The sequence below is a fragment of the Nostoc sp. genome (assembly GCF_036917095.1).
Taxonomy (GTDB): Bacteria; Cyanobacteriota; Cyanobacteriia; order Cyanobacteriales; family Nostocaceae; genus Nostoc.
Window position 1 is genome coordinate 85896 of sequence record NZ_JBALFH010000045.1, and the last position, 21277, is coordinate 107172.

Consider the following 21277-nt stretch of genomic DNA (forward strand, 5'->3'; position numbering starts at 1 on the left):
CTTACTACAAACTTTAAATTTATTTATGCCTAGATACTTAGAGTTTTTAATCTAACCACCACTATGCAACGCCAAATTTAGGATATCAAAGAAACTGCATCATTCTTGCTAGAAGCTGTATCAGCAGCGATCGCAACTGCATTACTAACATTAGGCAGTTCATCTTCCACAAACCGTAGGCGAGGGTACAAGTAGGCAATAGAGGTTTCTAAAATGGTCAAGACTCCCATAATCATCAGTAGAAGTCCCATCCCCCGACCTGACCCAACACCGATGATTTGTCCGATGCTTCCTGCTAAAGAACCGTTAGTAGCCATTAAGGGTTCAAAAACCTTCTCGGCTAGAGGCCCAATCGTGATGTAGCCTAAAGGGAAAGCGGCTGCTTCAATCGCTCCTTTGATCGCAAAAACTCTACCTTGTACACTAGCTTCTACTTTATTTTGCATCACAGCTTGTGTGGAACTGGAAACGATCGGTTGTGTTAGGAAAAATAAGAAGATACCAACAGTGAAGATGACAAGGGAGGGTTGCAAACCGGCGACGAAAATAAATACGCCACTCAAAAGCATACACCCGTATATGGCATATATGTTGCGTTCTAGTCCTCCCCAGATGCTGACAAGCAAGCCACCTGCCAAAATCGCAATGCCAAATAGCGAAAGAATAGTTCCCAAAAAGCTTACTGAAACGAAATTTAAGACTAGCGGAATAGTGATGACATTAATACCTCCCACAAGATAAAAACTGGAGGCTGAGAATAACACTAATCCCAGCAGTCCTGGTCGAGCGATCAAATATCTAAATCCATAAGTTGCTTCACTCATAAATGAACTTTTTGCAGTGGCAACAGCACTTGTATTAACTTCCGGGAACCGAACCAGCATCAGGGAGACAAAAGCAATAAATACAGCCGTTACGTGAAACAAAATAATCCCTTGCAAATGGACAATGCTTAGTAAAACACCTCCGAGAGTTGGTGCAATGATTAGGGAAATACCAAACATCAGACTCATTAGCCCGTTGGCACGATTGAGGTGCTGTTTCGGCACTAGTAAGACTGTTGATGCTGTATAAGCAGGTGTGTGAAAAGCCATGAAAACAGCAGTGAAGGTATTGGCTAGGTAAATGTGCCAGACTTCCAACCGACCGATGACGAATAAAACGCCGATCGCGATCGTTCCCAAACACGCCAAGACATCAGCGATAATCATTGTCTTTCGACGATCCCACTTATCTACCAGAGGCCCAGCGATCGGGGAAATTAAGATTAGCGGTAGAGTATTGAACAGAGAGACTAAAGCAAACTGGGTAACTGATCCGGTGCGATTATAAACCCAGATATCTAAGGCAAAGGCAGTGGTACTCGAACCAATCAAGGCGATCAACTGTCCTACCCAAACAATGATAAACAGCCGCATTTCCCGTAAAACAGTCAGTCTTGTTTTTTCCATAATCTGTATGTCTGACATAATAATTTACTGTCCAAATCTGACCTCTGTATCTTTGTGGTTCAAAAGCGAATTTTATAACCACAAAAACAATCTCAATTTACATTAGTAGTAATGAGTAACGACCAATGACTAAATTAGCGAGCGGCTATTCCTCCCGCACCTTGCAAGGATGGAATTTCCATCGATTTCTTTTGAGAATTATGGCGCTGAAATAGTAAGGAAAGGTCAGTTAGACGACATTCAGGATTAGTAATTAGCAACTCAAGCAACACTAGAAACTGAGTTACCGCACGGCTAATAGTAGTAGCATCAAACAAATTTATTTTGTAGCACCATTTCCCTTCAATACTTCCTAATGTTGTTTGTTGAAGATAAATATCCCAATCAAACTCCGCTGTTTTACTTTCAACTGACCAGGGATGAACAGTTAAATTTGTCAGTTTTAAATCTGATGGAGGTAAGAAGTTAAACATCACTTGATAGAGTAAAGAATGGCTTGGTTCTCGTTTTGGCTGTAGTGCTTCTACTAACTTCACGAAGGGAATTTGTTGTCGATCGGAGGCTGCTAAAAAAGATCCACGCACCTGATACAGCAACTCTCTCAAACTTGGATCGCCCCCCAAGTATGTACGTATTGGTAATGTGTTAATAAAGCATCCAATAAGCCCTTTAGTTTCCACTTGCTGGCGATTGGCAAAGGGAGTGCCCACAATAATATCTGACTGTCCGGTGTAATAAAATAGCACTATTTTAAAGGCTGTTAGCAGAGTCACGAATAGAGTTACATTGTGCTGTTGGCTCAGATGTTTAAGAGCATTTGTTAGGCTCTTAGGGATGATGAAAGTTTGACTTGCACCTTGAAAAGTTCGCACTGGTAAGCGCGGACGGTCAGTAGGTAACTGTAGTAAAAGTGGGCTATTTCCTAGTTGCTGCTTCCAGTAGTTAAGGTCAGACACGAAAGCAGGACGAGCAACCCACTGCTGTTGCCAATGGGCAAAGTCAGCATATTGGATGGGTAAATCGGGAAGCGGTGAAGGCTGACCATGACAAAATGCTGCGTATAATTTTGTTAGCTCCTGTAAAAACACATCCACAGACCAACCATCACAAACCAGATGATGGATAGTTATTATTAGTAAATGCTCGGCATCAGAGAGCCGTAGCAGCTTGATGCGTAACAAAGGCTCTTGTTCTAGATCGAAAGGCTGGTTTTTTTCGTCAGTGATAAATTTTTGAGCCAGAGCCTTTCGCTCAGTTTTAGATTCAGAAAGTTTTCGCAAATCTACCGCCGAAAATGGCAATATGGGCTGTTGAGCAATTTTCTGAACCACTTGCCTATTAGCGATCGCAAAAGTAGTTCGCAAAGCTTCGTGACGACGCACAATTTCCACGAGGCTTTGCACTAGAGCATTGACGTTGAGTAAACCCGTCAAGCGATAAGCCAGTGGAATATTATAGACGGGAATGCCCGGATGCAATTGAGCTAATATCCAAAACTCAAGCTGAGTCAAAGAAATTGGCAACTCTTTTGTATTTCGAGGTACAGGTTTAAGAGATGGGGTCAAGTCATTTTTACAAGAGGGCAGAGGGGCACAGGCGGATGAGAAATAATGATTTCTCCCCCGCTCCCCTGCTCCCCTGCTCCCCTGCTCCCCTGCTCCCCTGCTCCCCTGCTCCCCTGCCTCTTTTTGGCGGTATTCTGAAATTTGCCGATCTAGCTCGACTACTGTCGGGTAATCAAACAGACAGCTTATAGGTAACTCTACTTTGAAAGTTTCTCGCAACCGAGCAATAACTTGCATTGCTGATAGGGAATGCCCTCCTAATGCAAAGAAGTTGTCGTGGATACCAACTTTTTCTAGCCCTAAAACATCACTCCAGATTGCTGTCAAAACTTCTTCAGTTGCAGTACGGGGTGGAATCAAGTCTGTAGAGATGTTACGTGTTTCCCGACTCAAAGGTGCTGGTAAAGCACGGCGTTCTATTTTACCACTGGGGGTTAGAGGTACATCCAGCAACTTTACAAAAGCAGAAGGTAGCATATATTCGGGTAGCTTTTGTTTGAGGTAACAAAGCAGTTCGCTGGTGTCTAGGTGCTGTTTGGGGACAATGTAAGCGACTAAGCGCTTGCCTTCTGATTGGTCAACCCTTGCGATAACTACTGCTTCTTTTACCTGCGGGTGTGCGGCGAGTACGGTTTCAATTTCTCCCAGTTCAATGCGAAAACCCCGCACCTTCACTTGATTGTCAATTCGACCGAGAAATTCGATATTGCCATCAGCTAAATATCGAGCGCGATCGCCTGTCTTGTACAAACGACTCCCGTCTTTCGCAAACGGGTTAGGAATGAATTTTTCAGCAGTCAATTCCGGGGAATTAATATAACTTCTAGCGATCGCAACACCGCCGATATACAGTTCTCCAGCAATTCCAATTGGTAATGGTTGCAGATGGCGGTCAAGGATGTAGATTTGCGTATTTGCGATCGCCCGACCAATAGGGGGAAGTGGCGACCAACTGCTTGCCACATCTTTTAAGGTAAAACTTGTTACTACATGGCTCTCCGTTGGGCCATACTGATTTTGTAGCGTACAACCAGAAAGCTCCTTAAAAAAGTTGACTAAAACAGGGGTAATATGTAACTGTTCTCCTGCTGTCATAATCTGACGCAAAGATGCAGGATAAGATTGAGTAATAGAGGCAGCATGGGCTAATTGCTGAAGGGCGACAAAGGGCAAAAATAATCTTTCCACCTTTTCTTGGGCAATTAACTGTAATAATGCGAACCCATCTTTTTGTATTTCTGCGGTGATTAAAACTAAGGTTCCGCCGTTACACCAGGTAGAGAAGATTTCTTGAAAAGAGACATCGAAACTGATGGAAGCAAATTGCAAAGTTTTGGCACAACTTAAAGCACTTTCGTCCATTTGCCAATATAAAAGGTTCACCAAAGAACGGTGACTCATGGCTACACCTTTGGGTTTGCCTGTAGAACCAGAAGTGTAAATGACATAAGCCAAGTTTTCTGGTATCACTCCACTAACAGGATTTTCCTGACTGTTTTGGCAAAAAATCTCTGATGTATCTAAGCAAACTACTGTTAATGGTTGCCCAGATAAAGTAATTGATGAATCTGTCAGCAATACCGACGCTTGAGAATCACTCAACATATAAGTTAAGCGTTCTTGGGGCGATCGCGGATCTAAAGGTACGTAAGCACCACCAGCTTTCAGGATTGCCAAAAGTCCTACTATCATCGATAAAGAACGCTCAACGCAAATCCCTACCCGCACTTCTGGTTTTACGCCAAGTTTTTGGAGATGGTGCGCTAACTTGTTAGCCTGAGAATTTAACTGCTGGTAAGTCAGTTGTTGGGATTGGAATGACACTGCTACTGCATCCGGTGTCCGTTCCACCTGTTCTTCAAACAACTGAGCGATACATTTGTGAGGATAGTCTGTTTGGGTATCATTCCATACTAATATTTGGCGTTGCTCAGTAGCAGTTAGCATAGGTATTTCTCCTACTGTCTGCTCGATATTTGTAACTATACCCTCTAACAAAGTCACAAGATGCCCCATCATCCGGTTAATTGTTTCCCCATCAAAGCGGCTACCATCATAAAGAATGCGTAGGGATAATTCTTGTCCTGGTACAGCGATGACTGTGAGCGGATAATTGGTTTGTTCAATGACTCGCCGTTTAATAATCTGGATGCTGCCACCTGGATTTGATAAAGACGTATCGTGTGGGTAGTTCTCAAACACCACAATGCTTTCAAACAGGGGTAATTCTGGGGGAATTTCACTAATAGCCTGAATTTCTACTAACGGACACCAAGAATACTGCGATCGCTCTACCTGTTGAGCCTGCAATTTCCTCAGCCATTGCCATAAAGGAGTTGCTGTTGGTACTTTCACCCTGACTGGTAGAGTATTAATGAATAGTCCCACCATAGATTCCACCCCCGATAAAGTGGGAGGACGACCGGACACAGTTGCTCCAAATACTACCTCAGACTCATCGGTGTAGCGACTGAGTAAAAGCGCCCAAGCAGCTTGGACAAAAGTTGAAAGTGTCAGATGATACTGCTGTGCCTGGGACTGTAAAGCAGCAGTTATAGTTGCCGATAAACAGCAGTGCTGCTCGTGGTAGGTTTTTGGTTGTTGTATGTGCGCCTCACCCCGATCTAGTAGCAAACGGGTAGGGCTAGTAAAGCCATGAAGTTGTTGTCGCCAAAAAGTTTCTGCTGCTCTTAAATCTTGTTGCTGTAGCCAATTTATGTAATATCGGTAAGGACGGGGAGTATTTAAATATAAATATTTGCCTTTAAGTAAGGCATTGTAAAATGCAAAGACTTCTTTGCAGAGAATTGGCCAACTCCAGCCATCAATCAGCAAGTGATGAAAGCTCCAGACAAATTCGTAAGTATCATCAGCGATTTGAATTAAGCTAAATCGCATAAGTGGAGCTTTGTCAAGAACAAAACCTTTGACTCGATCTGCTTCTAAAAAAACTTCTAACTGCTCTTGTTGTTCTTCTAAAGATAACGAACGCCAATCATAGTTTTGCCAAGGTAACTCTACTTGCTTACATACTACTTGAAGAGGCTTTTCCTGCTTTTCCCAAACAACAAGGGTACGCAAAACTGGGTGACGCTTCACTACTCGCACACAAGCCTGCTGAAGCACTGTAATATCTAGATTTCCAGAGAGCGTTAAACAGAACTGCTCAATATACACCCCAGACTCTGGCTCATACAGAGTATGAAAAAGCATACCCTGCTGCATAGGAGAAAGAGGGTAAATAGATTCAATATTTTTATTTTTAATTATTTGCAGCTTGCTCATCTATCTTCTCTCTTTCTCTGTGTTCTCTGCGCCTCTGTGGTTCGTTAAAAAAAATTAACTGTTCTTTTTACACTAAAAGAATAATCAAACATTAAAACTGAAAGTAGACAAAAGGTTGAGGACTGATTGCCGTCAGCCGAAATATTGCTGAAGCCAATACCCCAAAGAAAACAGCAAAACTCCAACTAGGAATTTTACGCCACCAATCGGCAAACCAACCCTTATAAGTCGCCCAGTGGAGAATAATTAAAGGTACAAAAATCCATGCAATTTGGAGATTTAGGTTTTCATAACCAAGAGAATTAAAGAATAAAAAGGATTTTTCTATTTGTACAGCACTGCTGAGATCGTTACTCCGAAAGAAAATGGCAGAGGCACAAAACCAATACATTGTTAGGGGGATACCTAGCATCTTTCTCAGTGGTAGTAATTCCTTATAGGGAGCGATCCGAGATGACCATTGCTTGTGAACAACTAAGGCGATTCCATTTAACCCACCCCAAACTACAAAATGCCAAGCAGCCCCATGCCAGAGTCCTGATAAAAGCATCAAAGTGAGAAGATTTCTATAGCCAAATAGTTCTGTGCGTTCAGCTTTTGGTCGCTTTCTCATTAAAGGAATATAAACATAGTCTCGCAACCAACTGTAGAGAGTTATGTGCCAACGTTGCCACAAATCAGTGATATTACCGGAAAGGTAGGGAAAATTAAAGTTCAGAGGTAGTTTGTATCCCAGTAAACCGGCTGAAGCGATCGCCATATCAGAATAACCAGAAAAATCGCAGTATATCTGGATGACGAAAGAAATAACAGCAATCCAACAACTCAAGAAAGTATAATTTTCTGGATTCGTGAAATACTGTTCTACTAAAGGCGAAAGATTATCCGAAATGCAGGCTTTCTTAAAATACCCTACGAAAAAAAGCATTAAACATCCTCGAAAATCAACCTCGCTTAAGTTTTTTGGGGTTAGCAGTTGGGGTAAAAAGGTAGATGCACGGACAATTGGCCCTGCAACCAGTTGAGGGAAAAAAGTTACAAATAGAGAAAAATCCCAAAAACTTCTAACAGGCTTTAGTTTACCTAAATACGCATCAAGGGAATAACTCAGAGTTTGAAACGTGTAAAAACTAATGCCTGCGGGAAGAATAATTTTAAGGGTTGTAAGGCTTATAGGTAAACCTAAAAAAGCTAATAAGTTTGCAGCAGACTCAGTGAAGAAATTATAGTACTTAAAAAACCCTAATATTCCTAGATTTGCTACTAAACTAAGTACCAACCATGCTTGGCGCTGCTGCTGATTGATTGGCTTATTCAGCAAAGCATCCCAATTTCCAAAACTTGTAGCTTTTCTCTTCTCTACTATATCGCTTGTTGCGATTGCTGGCTCTAATACGGCGCTTTGTAAATCATTAACCTGTGGTCTAGACAGCATTAAACCGACAAAGTAATCAATAACTGTCGATAGCAAGAGCAAAAAAAGGAAGCGCCAATCCCAAGCACTATAGAAAATATAACTACAGACTAGCAGCCACAATTTCCGATGATTGTGTTTCTGCAAAGCCCAATAGATGCAGAAAACAATCAGGAAGAAAAATATAAATCGAAATTCTGTGAATACCATATTTATTTATATTTAATTAGTGATTAGGTAATAAAAACTGGGCATTCAAATACCACTAATAAGTTTTTCTCCAGAATTATTCAGATATTGGGTAAATTCTGACGCCAGTAAAAGTGTGAATTCTTCAGCACCTTGATGATTGAGATGTGCGCTATCAATTCTGCGATCTAGTTCATATAAATTATTAAAGTTATTGGGATTATTAAAAGCGAACAGAGTCTCGATGTATCCTGATTTATATGCTCTATAAATAGCAGATGGGTTGGAATCAGTTTCGAGAATTGGAGGAATAAAAAATATGGCTTCCATTTTCTTTTTGTTAATTTGCTGTTGTTCAATCCGGGAAGCAATATTTTTCATCATTTTCGCTCCATATATTGTAGATGGATCGTTAAATGCATTTTCTGAATTTAAATTTGCTAATTTGGTTTGTTCCTTTTTGAGATTTTTTTGATAAGTATCCAAACCATTTGCTCGGAATATAGTCTTCCATTTATCAGCTTTTTTTTGCCAATCTATTGCGTAATATCCAGATTCTTGTATTAGTCTATCCTCAGATACTTTTGCTAATGGATCTGAATTTGATAAATCTAAATTTAATATTCTTTCTTGCCACAAAGTCGAAAGCTGACCAATCCCTAGCCATCGGTAGATAAAGCTTTGAAAGTTAGCGTATATATATGGAACTTTTACTTTCCAATTATCGATTGATGATTCCAAAATTAATTGGAAATTTTCTAGCGTTTTCCGAGGAGTATGCCAGTATATTTCTTGAGCGGAAGTAGAACCAATGTTTGTAAATAGGTCAACTGAACAATCTAGAAATATCCACTTTAAGTTTGCTGGTTCTAAAGCAAGAATTTTTTGTAAGTAAAAATCTAGTTCTGATACATTTGCACCTGCGATACCAAAGTTGAAAGATTTTACACTTTTACCCTCTGTTGTCATGTATTCATCAAACAATTTCGGGATCACCCCAAAGTAGGTAGTACTTGGGCCCAGAAAAATAGCGTCATAATCATCTTTGTGTTCAGTTAAATATTGCCATTTAACACTGATTTCACCAAGATTTTGGATAGTCTTATAATAGGGTAAAATTAGATTCAAGCATCCAGAAGAAAAAAATATAGTAATTATAAAAATTAAACTATAACCAAACATAACTAGTGGTCTTAACATGATTTTTCCTTAGATATCTACAACTACATCTACTTCTGTCTTTGTTAATTGCCAGTTCATCTTCAGGTTGAGCCAGAAATTCCAAAGTGTCACACAAGCGATCGCTACCAATTTAGCTATGTATTCATTCACTTGAAATTGATAAAATAGCCAATTTACAATTAGGCTATTGAAAATAAGCCCAACTAAACAAATGAGATTAAACTTGACAAAGCGTTGCAGCTTTTGACTGATTTTTTGCTGAAAAGACACATCACCAAACGTCCATAAATCATTCCACAGAAAATTATTAATAATTGCTATTTCTGTGGAAAGCATTGCACTCAGAGTTAACGCCAAACATAATGAGCTATGAAAGCAATAGAATGCTCCCAAATCTACAAATACTCCACTAAAACCGACTACAGCAAAGCGGATAAACCGGCTAAAAAGTGCCGAATGAAGATAATAGTAGATTTTATCTCTCAGAAAAATAATATTAAAATAGTCAAGATATTGCTTCATTCAGTTTTTACTCTCTTAATGTTTTTTATTGAGACTGCTACAATCAGTAATCTTCACGTTTTCTGATTTTTATCGAGTTGCCAAAATCCTTCAAGTGGGTAGACTAATTTCAGGAAATTAGTTTTATCCTGCTGAAGTTGATGAGCTAAACTATTCTCCAGGTCGTCAACAAAGAAGATAGATTTATAGTCTTGAGGCATTATTGGTAACTGGTCATTTTGTATGGTAAATAAGCGAACTTTTGGCTCTAAATTATGACTTAAGGTGAGAATAACTCCCAAGTTATAATCATTTTTGCTACTTACCAATAAAATATTATTCTTAGATTGATTAATAAGTTGACTCATTGCTAGCAAATTCTTAGCACCTATTTGTGGCCACCAAGTTTCAGACTGAAAAAATCTGACATCAGAAACTAGCCCAGAGATGAGTAACCCTACCACAATGACTTGCCAAAAGTTTTTCTGCCAGTTATTCGCCAAGAAAAGATGGAAAGCTAAAATATACACTACAGCAATTTGGATGCTGAGGTATAACGGTAACTGATAGCGAAAATGAATAGAGCGAATTCCCCCAAAAATTAGGTCGTAGAAAAGCAATGTTAACCCTGGAAATCCCCCTAATAAAGCAATAAATAAACTAGCGTTAGTTGAGAGATATTTTATAAAAAAAATGATTATATAAATAATTAAAAACAAACTGGCTATTATCGTAGAAATACTATAAAATAAAGGGCTTTCCGCAGGCAAATTATTGACCCAAGCATCATCAGAAGCCAAATTAAAATCAAAAAATATTCGGCTAATCCGACTGAGCCAAATTCCAATCAGGTCAAAAGGGCTATCTGTTTTAAATGTTATCCATGACAAAAGATTTGTTGCTGTGTCAGCTTTAGTAATAAGCACCGTTAGCCAGGGTAAAAACATTAAGCAAGCTGCTATTGAACTCAGTAAATAATTACGCAGGGTTTTGTGAAAGCGAAACTTTTGCCTAATAACTACATAAATACCATGAGCGATCGCAACCATTACCATTAATAAATGGGTGTAGAATCCCAAGGCTAGGGTGAGAGCATACACAGCCCAGGTAAAGAAACTTTCTCGGCGAATGGCTCGCAACAATGCAGCACTTGATACTAGGATCGTTACCATCCACAGACCGTATTCTCGTGCATCTTGGGCAAAGAAAACCTGCAAGGGAGAAATCCCCATCACAGCCATTCCCACCCACCCTACTAGTGGTGATTCAAATAACTCTAAACACAACCAATACACACTAGGAAATATCAACAGACTGATTACTGCTGATAAACTCCTGACTCCCGTCGGAAAATCCCCAAATACTTGTGCCCACAATCTCACCATTACATAATACAAAGGTGGATGTTGTGGGTCTGAAGTTATTAAGTAGCGAACTGTATCAGCCACAGATCGATCTGGGTTAATGTGTTGATATTTGTCTAAAGCGATCGCAGGAATTATGCCTGGATTATTCCCCCAATTGCTAAAAACCTCTTGTTTAACCTCAGCTAGCGTATGACCAGATATTGCCAGCGATGTAGCAATTTCATCGTACCAATACACTTTTTGCCCTAAATGGGTAAAGCGAAAGAAAATACCTAACCCAATCAGGCTAATTACCAGAATTTTTAACCAAGTTGGAGGATTTGATTTTGCTAGCAATTGTAGTTTGTCCATTTATTAAATCTAAATTAGTAGCTATCCTTTTGGCTGCTTGAAATATTCTTGTGCAAGAATTGGTGGATATTTAGGCACTTCATCTATATCTAAGCAAGTCTTAATAGACTTAATTTCAGCATCGTAATTAGGCCCTGTAAAAAAGGCACATGAGTACCTTTGTTTAGCACTGTGAGATTGAGTTGGAACTATAACTCGATGACGTGTGGCGCAAAATTTATCGTTTGTCCATCGCTGCATTAAATCTGCAACCAATACTATAATTGCGTCAGGAATGAAGGGCGCTACAACCCATTCCCCAGCATTTGTATATACTTCTAATCCTTCGGAATCTTGAAATAAAAATGTCAGCGTCCCGATGTCGGTATGTTCTGCCAGATAAACTTTTCCTAGTTCTGGAGGCTGATATATAGATGGATAGTGATGCAAAACTATACCGTGATTCTGCTCTGAATATAAATTTGTAAAGTAATCTTCTGGAATTCTCAGGGAAATAGCCAAAGCTTGGAATACTTTCAGGGCGCTTTCGTGACAACCTGTGAAAAATTCCATCATCACTTCATGAAACTGAGTCGGATTTTTAGGCCATTTATTCGGTTCAAAAAAAGGATCTTCAATCGCACCAACTTCATCAGGAGTAATTTCTTTCCCAAAATGAAATCCTTCAGTCATTAGCTCATTTGCGTTGTGTTTATCTTCACTCTTTTTAAAATTATGATATCCGCGAAGATTCCGGTCTGGAAAGAAGGATACTTGTTCTTTTTCATGCTCCGGTAGTGCAAAAAAGCACTCGGTTTCTGAAAAGACTTGAGCAATTAGAGTCTGAGAAATACCATAATTTTTGAGGTAGAAACATCCGACCTCATGAATAGCAAGAGAAATTTGTGTAGCAACAGCTTCTTTTGCGGTTGAGTCACCTATAAGAAAAGCATTGAAATCAATGATAGGAATTTGCATACAAACCATATCCTCTTTAGTTAATATCAGTCAGTTTCAGGTCATAAGAGTTCCAAAATGTTCCTATTAGGGCAGAGTGTTCAATACCTTGGATACGATTTCGTACTGCCACCATTGAGTAAGGGTTAACTAGATAAATAAATGGCAAATACTCCTGAGTAATTCGTTGAGTTTCTACATAGATAGCTTTACGCTTTGCTTCATCCACCTCAGAGGCTGCCTGAATGTATAAATCACCAATTTTCCGTTCCCAATCTGCAACCTGTCGCCCTATTATCGGCGTTTGTCCTGCTTGGGATTCTTGATTAAAAAAGTGCCAACCAGTCTCAGGCAACCAAACATTAGCCCAATCATTCGGTTCTTGACCGACAGCAACATCAAGCACTTGACATTCCCAATCGAAAGTTTGAGTTAGTTTGTTCATGAAAATGCTAGTAGCAACAGGATTGAAATCAACAGCTATGCCAAGGTCACTCAAATTTTGTTTGATGAGAACTCCCATTGCCTGCAATATATTATTGTTAGCATTCGTCGTTAGGCTAAAGCGGACAATATTTCCTTGCTCGTCTAATAACTGACTTTGATTGTTATATTTAAAGCCTGCTTTTAACAGTAATTCTTTTGCTTTTTGAAGATTGTATTCATAGACCTTTAAACCTGCTTGGACGGGAAAATAATACTTGCTCTGTACAGCAATTGGCGAATTTTGCAGTTGACCCAATCCCCTATAGATATTGTTGAGTATTTGTTGGCGATTAATTCCATAGGCAATTGCTTGTCTAAATTCCACTGTATTAAACCAACGAGATTTGATAGGCTCTACCAGTGGTTGACCATTCCTACTACCTTTATTAAGATTAAAAGTAATAGCAGTTGATCCTATAAAAAGACCGCCATTATAGATAGTAAATTTTCCTTTGCCTTCTTCATGTTTTAATAATGAAAAATAATTGGTATTGACGCTGATGTAATCCAATCCTCCAGAACGGAATTGGATTAAAGAAGTATCTTGACTAGGAATAATTTGCCCAATCACACGCTCGATATAAGGTTGCGAATTGCCTTGAGCATCTTTACGCCAGTAATAAGGATTTTTACGGAAAATTATTCGCTGGCTGGGAGTGTAAGATTCTATTGTGTAAGGGCCGTTGACAATAATATTTTCTGGTGGAGTATCAATCCCCCAAGTAGACATAAATTTAGGTCTGCCTTCCTGGTCTTTTACTTTGACGCTTTTTCGGAAAGCATGGGCTGGTAAAACTTCCAGTTTTGTAGCCCGAATAAATGGAGCAAATGGTTCAGGTAATGTAAATTCAACGCGCAAATCATCAAGTTTCCGCACAGTAGGAAAGGTACGGTTTTTACCAATTAGAAAGAAGTCTTTAGCGTATGTAGGAATGGCTGGATTAGCATAAACTTCATTGTAAGTAAAAACCACATCTTCAGCAGTTAGAGGCTTACCATCTGACCATTTTAGTCCTTTACGGAGGGTAAAAATTATTTGTTTTTTATCTGCATAAGTTTGCCAAGACTCAGCTAGACAAGGTTCAATTTCTCCACGAGCATTTTCTTTAACTAGCCCTTCATAAGTATAGTTTAAAGTATAAGCTGATTCTACGATTAAAGCTGGATTAAAAGTTGTGGGTTCAATTGGAAAAGAGACAATAATTTGAGATATTGGTGCTGCTGGATTTTTTAAGTTAATTTGATTGTAGATAATTATTGCGATCGCAGTTACAAAAGCCAGCAAAATTACTAGCCAACGATGACGAATTAAAGTAGATTTTTTATTATTTTTTAATAACTTAGAATGCGACATCGTGAAACTACTCCGCAATTTATTATTGACTAGGTTGAGATAGTAACCTATGAGCATCTTCTAATAAAGCTGGTATTTTATCAGCATGGGGGCTTTGACGCAGACAATCGCTTAGATCAAATTGTCTCACTCGTTCTGCTGTCAGGCCAGGAAACCAAGGATCGGCAGTATTTAAGTGGTTGTAACGCCTTGTAGCATATTCCCACATATCAAAAGCGATCGCTAAATTTCTCAACCATAAAATAACTAGAATATTAATCTCACCAGGGGTTTCTGGATATCTGGGTAAACCAGTGTGCCAAGTGCGATACCAGTCTTTTCCGAGCGTGGCGATCGCTGCTTTTTCTAAACGATTTAAAATTGGTGGTAAAATTTCATCTGCTCGATCTAAAAGCTCTATAACCTTTAAGTGTTCGTCAAAATCTGATGGTTTAGATGCGCCCAAGCTGAGAGTATGTACTTGCAGATGGCTCAAACAAAACAGATCGTTAAACACCATCGGGCTAAGAGGATGACACAAGTCTAATAACTTTTGTGGAGGCTTATAAAGCATACCACCTTTATCTGATGGGCTAATGATAAATACACCCATGTCATGATGTTTGGCGGCTTCAATGGCGGGCCAGTTGAATTGATTAATGTAGTACCAGTGGAGATTTACATAATCAAATTGATTGGTTTCAATGGTTTTGATAATTAAGTCCGTTGGGGCGTGGGTAGAAAAGCCAATAAACTTTACCTTACCTTCAGCTTGCAATTGTCGCGCTACATCTAGACAGCCATTGGGACGAATGCTATCTTCAAGGTGTTGATAATTATTAATGCCATGCAGTGTTAATAAGTCAATGTAATCTAGCTTTAATAAACCCAAAGATTTCTCACATAAATAGCGGAAGTCTTTAGAGTCAGATGTAGGAGTAACCTTAGTCTGAACAATGATTTTTTCTCTAGGCAACTTAGGTAAAATCGCTCCTAATTGCATCTCAGAAGTCCCATACATTCGGGCAGTTTCGATGTGATTGATGCCAACTTCTAAAGAACGGCGAATAGTGGCTTCTAAATTCTGTTGATTTTCATCGGGAATTTGTTCTTGAGTTAGCTCCTTATACTCAGTATAGACGTAGCGCATTCCACCACAGGAAAAGACTGGCATTGGCAATTCTGTACGCCCAAATCTACGATATTGCATCATAAATGTGTTTTTACTGGAGCGATTCATGAAGAAAACAACCATGTTTACTGACTTTTTGCCGAAATCAAGCCCCGCATTACTTTGAGATGGAACATCAAGTATGATTTTTCAAGATACTCAAGGTGATGTTTAATTAACTCATGTATCTTGGAGTAGTTACACGGTGGCATACTTGGATAAAGATGATGCTCTACATGATAATTATTATTCCAGTAATAAAACCTAATTATCGGGTTGGAAATCATTGTTCGTGTATCATTCCATAGGTTGTGATTTAAATCAGATTCACAGCCATAGTGATCTGTAATACTGAAAATAAAACCGAATGGAGAAGCAAAAGATATTAATGGTATCCAGTAACCAAAAAACAAAATCCAAGGAAAAATTACGGTCAATCCTGCCATTAATACAATCCAACCCAACAGTAGCCAATTATTTTGTAAGACAAATTGGCGTTGTTCTGGTGTTTTAAAATAACTCAAATAAAAGCTAGTTGGTAAGGATGATTCCTCTTGCATATCTGTTTGTAAAGAGTCGAAATATAAATCTTTGGTCACTAACCACCAATTCTTGCATACGGCGAGAGGATAAAAATATGTCAAGGCAAGAAGATAGGTCTTAATATTAGGAAAGGTTTGCCATGCTGAGGTATCTCCTACGATTTTACCTTTGAGTTTTGCTTCTCGATGATGTCCAATATGAATATATTTGTGAAATGAAAAGTTCATTAATAATACTAATGATAAGAAAGTACCCATGAATCGGTTAGCATTTTTTGACTTATACAAACTATAGTGAGAGCAATAATGTATTGCTGCAAAAAAACAGACAAACAAAAATCCTTGAACAAACCAGATTAATAACCACACTGCCCAGTTATTCAACCATAACCCAATAGCTGAGAGGATGAAATATGTACTAATGACAACGAATGTTTGAACAATCGGTCTAAATGTAGGAATCTCATGCAATATACGAAGTTCTTCATTAGATATTTGAGTAACTTCACTAATACTAGGTCTGGCATTCTCAATTATTTGATTATTTTTTGTAATTTCCATGTTGTTCACCTCTACGTTGACAATAACAATTGAAAAACTAGATATCTATTAACTGTTTAATTTATATTGGATGGCTTCTGCTAGCTGAACTACAGTAGGTTTCTCAAACAGGTAGATCGACGGCAGTTCGACTTGCAAAGCTGACTGTAGTTTGCATATAACTTCAAGAGTTTGAGAAGAATGTCCTCCCAGTTCAAAAAAGTTATCTTGAGTGCTAATTTGCTCTATCCCTAAAATTTCTTTCCAGATATTTAACACAACTTCTTCGATAGAATTTTGAGGTGTAACAAAATCCCTCGATATTGGGGAGATAACAGTTATAGTGGGCGACGTTGGAGGTTCAGAGATTAAGATAAGTTCAGCCAGACGTTGGTTATAATTGGTCGTTATTTTTTCCAGGAAACTCTGAAAATTATCGACCATCTTAGTAATAGTGGCAGGTTCAAATAAATCGGTTCTGTATACAAGCAAACCTTCAATACCTGTTGATGTTTCTTCGAGCGTTAACTCTAAATCAAACTCTGCGGTATCTTTTGTATCTCTAGCAATAAACTGCTCCTTCAAAGTGAGATTTGCAAATTGTAAATTATCCTCTGGAGTATTTTGAAAGACAAACATTACTTGATTGATTAATGTGTAACTGGGATCTCTGACTGGCTGGAGTTCTTCTATTAGCTTAATCAGGGGCATTTCTTGATGAGCGTAGACACCCAAGGCTACCTCACGCACTCGGCCAAGTAGTTCCCGAAAGCTGGGGTTTCCTCCTAAGTTGGTACAAAATGGCAGTAAATTGACAAAGAAACCAATCAGTCCCTCAGTTTCTACTCTGGTGCGATTGGCAAGGGCGCTGCTGACAATGATCTCTTCCTGTCTTGTATAAGAGAAGAGTAATGTCTGGAATGCTGCCAACAAGGTCATAAATAGGGTTACGCCTTCCTGTTGACTCAGTACCTTGAGCGCATCGGTTAATTTCTGGGAGAGAACTATTGGTTGGCCTGCACTTTTAAAGGTTCGCGTTAGTGGACGGGGATGATCGGTTGGTAGCTTCAATACAGGCGGACTAGTGCCTAAATGCTTTTTCCAAAACTGAAGCTGAGACTCTAAGACTTGTCCTTGTAACCACTGCCTCTGCCATTGAGCAAAGTCGGTATATTTGATCGGTAACTCAGCCAACGGCGATCGCTTACCCTCACAGAAGGCTTCGTAAACTTTTGCCAGTTCTTGAGTTAGGACACTAAAAGACCAACCGTCAGCAACAATATGGTGGGTGACGGCAACGAATAGATACTCTTGTTCATCCAAGCGCCAAAGCTTGCTGCGTAATAAAGGGCCCCGTGCCAAATCGAAAGGATGCTTAATTTCCTGTTCAGCCTGTTGTGCGGCTTGAGCTTCGCGCTCAGTTTCGGGGAGGTGCTGGAGATCAATTACTGAAAAATCAAAGACAGGCTCGTTAATAACAGCATAAACAACTTGTCCATTTTTAACCTGAAAAGTCGATCGCAATGTCTCATGTCGGCGGACAATTTCTCTTAAACTCTCTGATAATCCTGTCTCATTGAGCGCACCTGTGATGCGATAGACCAAAGGCAGGTTATAGATGGAATTGCCTGGATAAAATTGGTCAAAAAACCACAACTCTAGCTGTGTTAAAGAAATTGGTATTGCCTCATCTTGGGAGGGCAACCGTTTTAGAGATAACTCCTGCCGATCTGGCGCTTTAGCTGTGGCGATTTTTTGGGCTAAAGGTGCGATCGCGGGAGATTCAAATAAACTCAATAGTGGTAATTCTATCCCAAATGCTTTGCGCGTTAAAGCAATCACCTGAGTTGCTAATAAAGAATGTCCCCCCAAATCAAAGAAGTTATCGTAAATGCCAACTTGTTCTAACCCTAAAACATCTCTCCAAATCCCAGCCAAGATTTCTTCGGTGGGAGTACGCGGTTCAACAAAAGTTTGACCTAATTCCGGTCGGCTGGTTGTTGGTTCTGGGAGAGCGCGACGGTTTACTTTACCATTGGGTGTGAGCGGAAACGATTCCATTTCGATAAAAGCCGATGGAATCATATAATCTGGCAATTGCTTAGTCAAAAAAGTCCGCAGTTGTTCGACTGTGATTGTCTCTCCCGGAATGGGGACAAAGTAAGCGACTAAATATTTTTCCCTGGCACTTTCCCCATGCACTTTAGCTACTGCTTGGTTAATTTGAGGATGTTTGCTCAGAACGGCTTCAACTTCTCCCAATTCAACGCGAAAGCCCCGAATTTTTACTAAATCATCTATCCGTCCCAAAAACTCGATATTCCCATCTGGCAAGTATTGAGCTAAGTCACCAGTTTTATAGAGGCGCGAGTTGGCATCGTTACTAAAAGGATTGGGGATAAATTTTTGATTAGTCAAATCTGCACGGTTGAGGTAGCCACGAGCCAAACCATCACCACTAACGTAGAGTTCGCCAGGAACGCCAATCGGCACGGGTTGAAGATTGCTGTCTAACAGATACACTTGCACATTGACGGCAGCTTTACCAATCGGTGGATAAATCGGCCATTCACCCGGCTTTTGGCTAAAAGTATAAGCTGTCACTAAGTCTGCTTCCGTGGGGCCATAGAAATTGTAGAGTGTACAATTTTCCAGACGCTTAAACAGCTTAATCATCGGCTGAGTAATTTGGAGTTGTTCGCCACAAGCGATCGCTTCCCGAATATTCTGAAATAGATGTGATTGCTCTCCGTATATTTCTGCTAATTGCTGCCAAAGGCTAACTGGCAGAAAAACTTTACCAATTGGGTTGTTAGCAAGTAAGTGGATTAATTTATCTAAATCTTTGCGATCGCATTCAGAAATCATATACAGCGTACCTCCGAAGCCCCACGCCACGGATATTTCGTGATAGCTGACATCAAAACTCAGGGAAGCAAACTGAAGCACACCAATACCTGTGGCCATTTTTGCCTGATGGTGTTCTATTAAATTGGTAAGCGATCGCTGGGTAACAAGAGTGCCTTTAGGAGTGCCGGTAGAGCCAGAGGTATATATTATGTAAGCTAAATTATCAGCTGCTATTTCAACTTGCAGATTACTCTCAGATTCCTTGGCGATTTCGTCCCCATCTTCATCTAACACAATCAGACGATGAGCCAAGTTACCATCAAGTAATGATTTCCAACGTGTTTGAGTTAAGACGACTGGTGCTTGAGAATCGTTGAGCATGAAGGCTAAACGCTCTGGCGGATAGGTAGGATCGAGGGGAACGCAAACTCCCCCAGCTTTGAGAGTTCCTAAAATGGCGATCGCAGCAGCTAGCGATCGCTCCACACAAATACCCACTGGAACATCTGGTTTCACACCGAAGCGTTGCAAGTAGTGGGCAATTTGATTAGCTTTCTGATTTAACTCTTCATAAGTCAATTGTTGGTTTTCATATACCACCGCCAAAGCTTGGGGTGTTTTTTCGACTTGCTCCTCAAATAATTGATGGATGCAACGATTGATGGGATGCGCTGGTGAGGTAGCATTCCACTCGACTAAAAGTAAATCTTTCTCTGCTGGAGTTAGTAGCGGTAACTCGCCTGCGGTGCGATGAGGATTGATGGTAATTCCCTCCAACAGGGTGAGGAAATGACCAGCCATGCGATCGATAATGTCTGCATCAAAGCGATCGCGATCGTAGTAAATTTTCACCGTCATTTCCTCGCCAGGAATTGCCAGCAGTGTGAGAGGATAATTGGTTTGTCCCCTGTCTTGTAGCTCCCCGATGCTCAAGTTTCCAGGGAGTTGCTGCAATGTTACATTTACAGGATAGTTTTCAAATACAACGAGGCTTTCAAACAAAAGTTGAGTGCGAGGAACTTCACTCACGCCTTGAATATCCACCAGTGGGGTGTATGAATACTGCTCCCGCTCTATATACTCTTGTTGCAACAACCCCAGCCAGGTTAACAAATCGGTTTTATCAGGGATTTTCAACCGTGCAGGTAAAGTATTAATAAACAACCCCACCATCGACTCCACGCCAGATAAACTAGGAGGGCGACCAGATACAGTAGTGCCAAAAACTACGTCAGACTCACCACTGTAGCGACTTAGTAACAGCCCCCAAGCTGCTTGTACCAAGGTGGCAAGCGTCAGATGATGTTGTTGGGCAAAAGATTTTAAGGTAGTTGTCCTCTCGGCTGATAGATGCTGCGATCGCACATCAATATTTTGCTGTTGGTGAGAACTCTGCCCGATGGTTCGTTCAACTATCAAAGGCGTAGGTGCAGTAAAACCCTGAAGATTTTGTTGCCAAAAAGCCTTCGCCCCAGCCAAATCTTGCTGTTGCAACCAATTAATATAATCCCGGAAAGGGCGACTTGGAGCTAAATATAACTGTTGCCCATTCTGAATTGATTCATATAAAGCAAACAATTCTTTGAAAATAATCGGCCAACTCCAGCCATCAACCAGCAAGTGATGAAAACTCCAGACAAACTCATAAGTTTCATCGGCTACCCGGATTAAAGCAAAGCGCATTAATGGAGCTTTGTCAAGTTCAAAACCTTGTTTTCTATCTGAATCCAAGAAAGAATTGAGACGTATTTCTTGCTCTTGTTTAGAAAACATCCGCCAGTCTAAATTAGACCAAGGCAAATTCACTCCTTTACGCACCACCTGAACAGATTGTTTGCGATTCTTCCAAACAAAAAGAGTCCGCAAAGCCGAATGTCGCTCTACCAAAAGTTGCCAAGCCCGTTCAAATACACCTGTTTCTAAATTGCCATGAAGAGTTAATTGAAACTGCTCAAAATAGATTGTCGATTCCGACTCATAGAGAGTATGAAAGAGTATCCCTTCCTGCGTAGGTGAAAGAGGATAGATAAATTCAATATCTTTACTTTTACTTTGTTTTTGTGCAACTACCATTGTTTTTTAAATAATATTAATTACGTGATTTATCTCTCTTC

General features: G+C 39.9%; 11 protein-coding genes. All 11 read right to left on the minus strand.

What is annotated here, in order from left to right; all coding sequences use genetic code 11:
• Positions 1-77: 77 nt before the first annotated feature.
• The gene (locus V7L01_RS28795; protein ID WP_335040967.1) at positions 78-1451 is read right to left on the minus strand and encodes an MFS transporter; all 1374 of its coding nucleotides are present in this window, start codon (positions 1449-1451) and stop codon (positions 78-80) included.
• A gap of 134 nt (positions 1452-1585) precedes the next feature.
• Positions 1586-6301 (minus strand): amino acid adenylation domain-containing protein, encoded by a 4716-nt coding sequence (locus V7L01_RS28800; protein WP_335040969.1) that lies wholly within the window; start codon positions 6299-6301, stop codon positions 1586-1588.
• 91 nt (positions 6302-6392) lie between these two features.
• Positions 6393-7925: an MBOAT family O-acyltransferase gene (locus V7L01_RS28805; protein WP_335040971.1), complete on the minus strand. Its 1533-nt coding sequence runs from the start codon at positions 7923-7925 to the stop codon at positions 6393-6395.
• A 45-nt stretch (positions 7926-7970) separates the two neighbouring features.
• Positions 7971-9104 carry a hypothetical protein gene (locus V7L01_RS28810; RefSeq protein ID WP_335040973.1) on the minus strand — a complete coding sequence of 378 codons (1134 nt, stop codon included), beginning with the start codon at positions 9102-9104 and terminating at the stop codon, positions 7971-7973.
• A gap of 9 nt (positions 9105-9113) precedes the next feature.
• Positions 9114-9608, minus strand: coding sequence for a GtrA family protein (locus V7L01_RS28815; protein ID WP_335040976.1), 495 nt, complete (start codon positions 9606-9608; stop codon positions 9114-9116).
• Between the two features lie 53 nt (positions 9609-9661).
• Positions 9662-11305: a glycosyltransferase family 39 protein gene (locus V7L01_RS28820; protein ID WP_335040978.1), complete on the minus strand. Its 1644-nt coding sequence runs from the start codon at positions 11303-11305 to the stop codon at positions 9662-9664.
• Positions 11306-11326: 21 nt separating this feature from the next.
• Positions 11327-12262: an isopenicillin N synthase family dioxygenase gene (locus V7L01_RS28825; RefSeq protein WP_335040980.1), complete on the minus strand. Its 936-nt coding sequence runs from the start codon at positions 12260-12262 to the stop codon at positions 11327-11329.
• A 16-nt stretch (positions 12263-12278) separates the two neighbouring features.
• Positions 12279-14081, minus strand: coding sequence for an ABC transporter substrate-binding protein (locus V7L01_RS28830; protein WP_335040982.1), 1803 nt, complete (start codon positions 14079-14081; stop codon positions 12279-12281).
• A gap of 22 nt (positions 14082-14103) precedes the next feature.
• Positions 14104-15270: an aldo/keto reductase gene (locus V7L01_RS28835; protein ID WP_335041160.1), complete on the minus strand. Its 1167-nt coding sequence runs from the start codon at positions 15268-15270 to the stop codon at positions 14104-14106.
• Between the two features lie 47 nt (positions 15271-15317).
• The gene (locus V7L01_RS28840; protein ID WP_335040984.1) at positions 15318-16334 is read right to left on the minus strand and encodes a fatty acid desaturase family protein; all 1017 of its coding nucleotides are present in this window, start codon (positions 16332-16334) and stop codon (positions 15318-15320) included.
• A gap of 48 nt (positions 16335-16382) precedes the next feature.
• Entirely contained in the window at positions 16383-21236 is a 4854-nt protein-coding gene (locus V7L01_RS28845; protein WP_335040986.1) for an amino acid adenylation domain-containing protein, read from the minus strand.
• Positions 21237-21277 lie beyond the last annotated feature (41 nt).

Excerpts from the sequence above, each read along its gene's own strand:
- V7L01_RS28820 (WP_335040978.1), bottom strand. The coding sequence starts at position 11,305 with ATGGACAAACTACAATTGCTAGCAAAATCAAATCCTCCAACTTGGTTA.
- V7L01_RS28840 (WP_335040984.1), bottom strand. The coding sequence starts at position 16,334 with ATGGAAATTACAAAAAATAATCAAATAATTGAGAATGCCAGACCTAGT.
- V7L01_RS28830 (WP_335040982.1), bottom strand. The coding sequence starts at position 14,081 with ATGTCGCATTCTAAGTTATTAAAAAATAATAAAAAATCTACTTTAATT.
- V7L01_RS28800 (WP_335040969.1), bottom strand. The coding sequence starts at position 6,301 with ATGAGCAAGCTGCAAATAATTAAAAATAAAAATATTGAATCTATTTAC.
- V7L01_RS28815 (WP_335040976.1), bottom strand. The coding sequence starts at position 9,608 with ATGAAGCAATATCTTGACTATTTTAATATTATTTTTCTGAGAGATAAA.
- V7L01_RS28805 (WP_335040971.1), bottom strand. The coding sequence starts at position 7,925 with ATGGTATTCACAGAATTTCGATTTATATTTTTCTTCCTGATTGTTTTC.
- V7L01_RS28825 (WP_335040980.1), bottom strand. The coding sequence starts at position 12,262 with ATGCAAATTCCTATCATTGATTTCAATGCTTTTCTTATAGGTGACTCA.
- V7L01_RS28795 (WP_335040967.1), bottom strand. The coding sequence starts at position 1,451 with ATGGAAAAAACAAGACTGACTGTTTTACGGGAAATGCGGCTGTTTATC.
- V7L01_RS28810 (WP_335040973.1), bottom strand. The coding sequence starts at position 9,104 with ATGTTAAGACCACTAGTTATGTTTGGTTATAGTTTAATTTTTATAATT.
- V7L01_RS28845 (WP_335040986.1), bottom strand. The coding sequence starts at position 21,236 with ATGGTAGTTGCACAAAAACAAAGTAAAAGTAAAGATATTGAATTTATC.
- V7L01_RS28835 (WP_335041160.1), bottom strand. The coding sequence starts at position 15,270 with ATGCAATATCGTAGATTTGGGCGTACAGAATTGCCAATGCCAGTCTTT.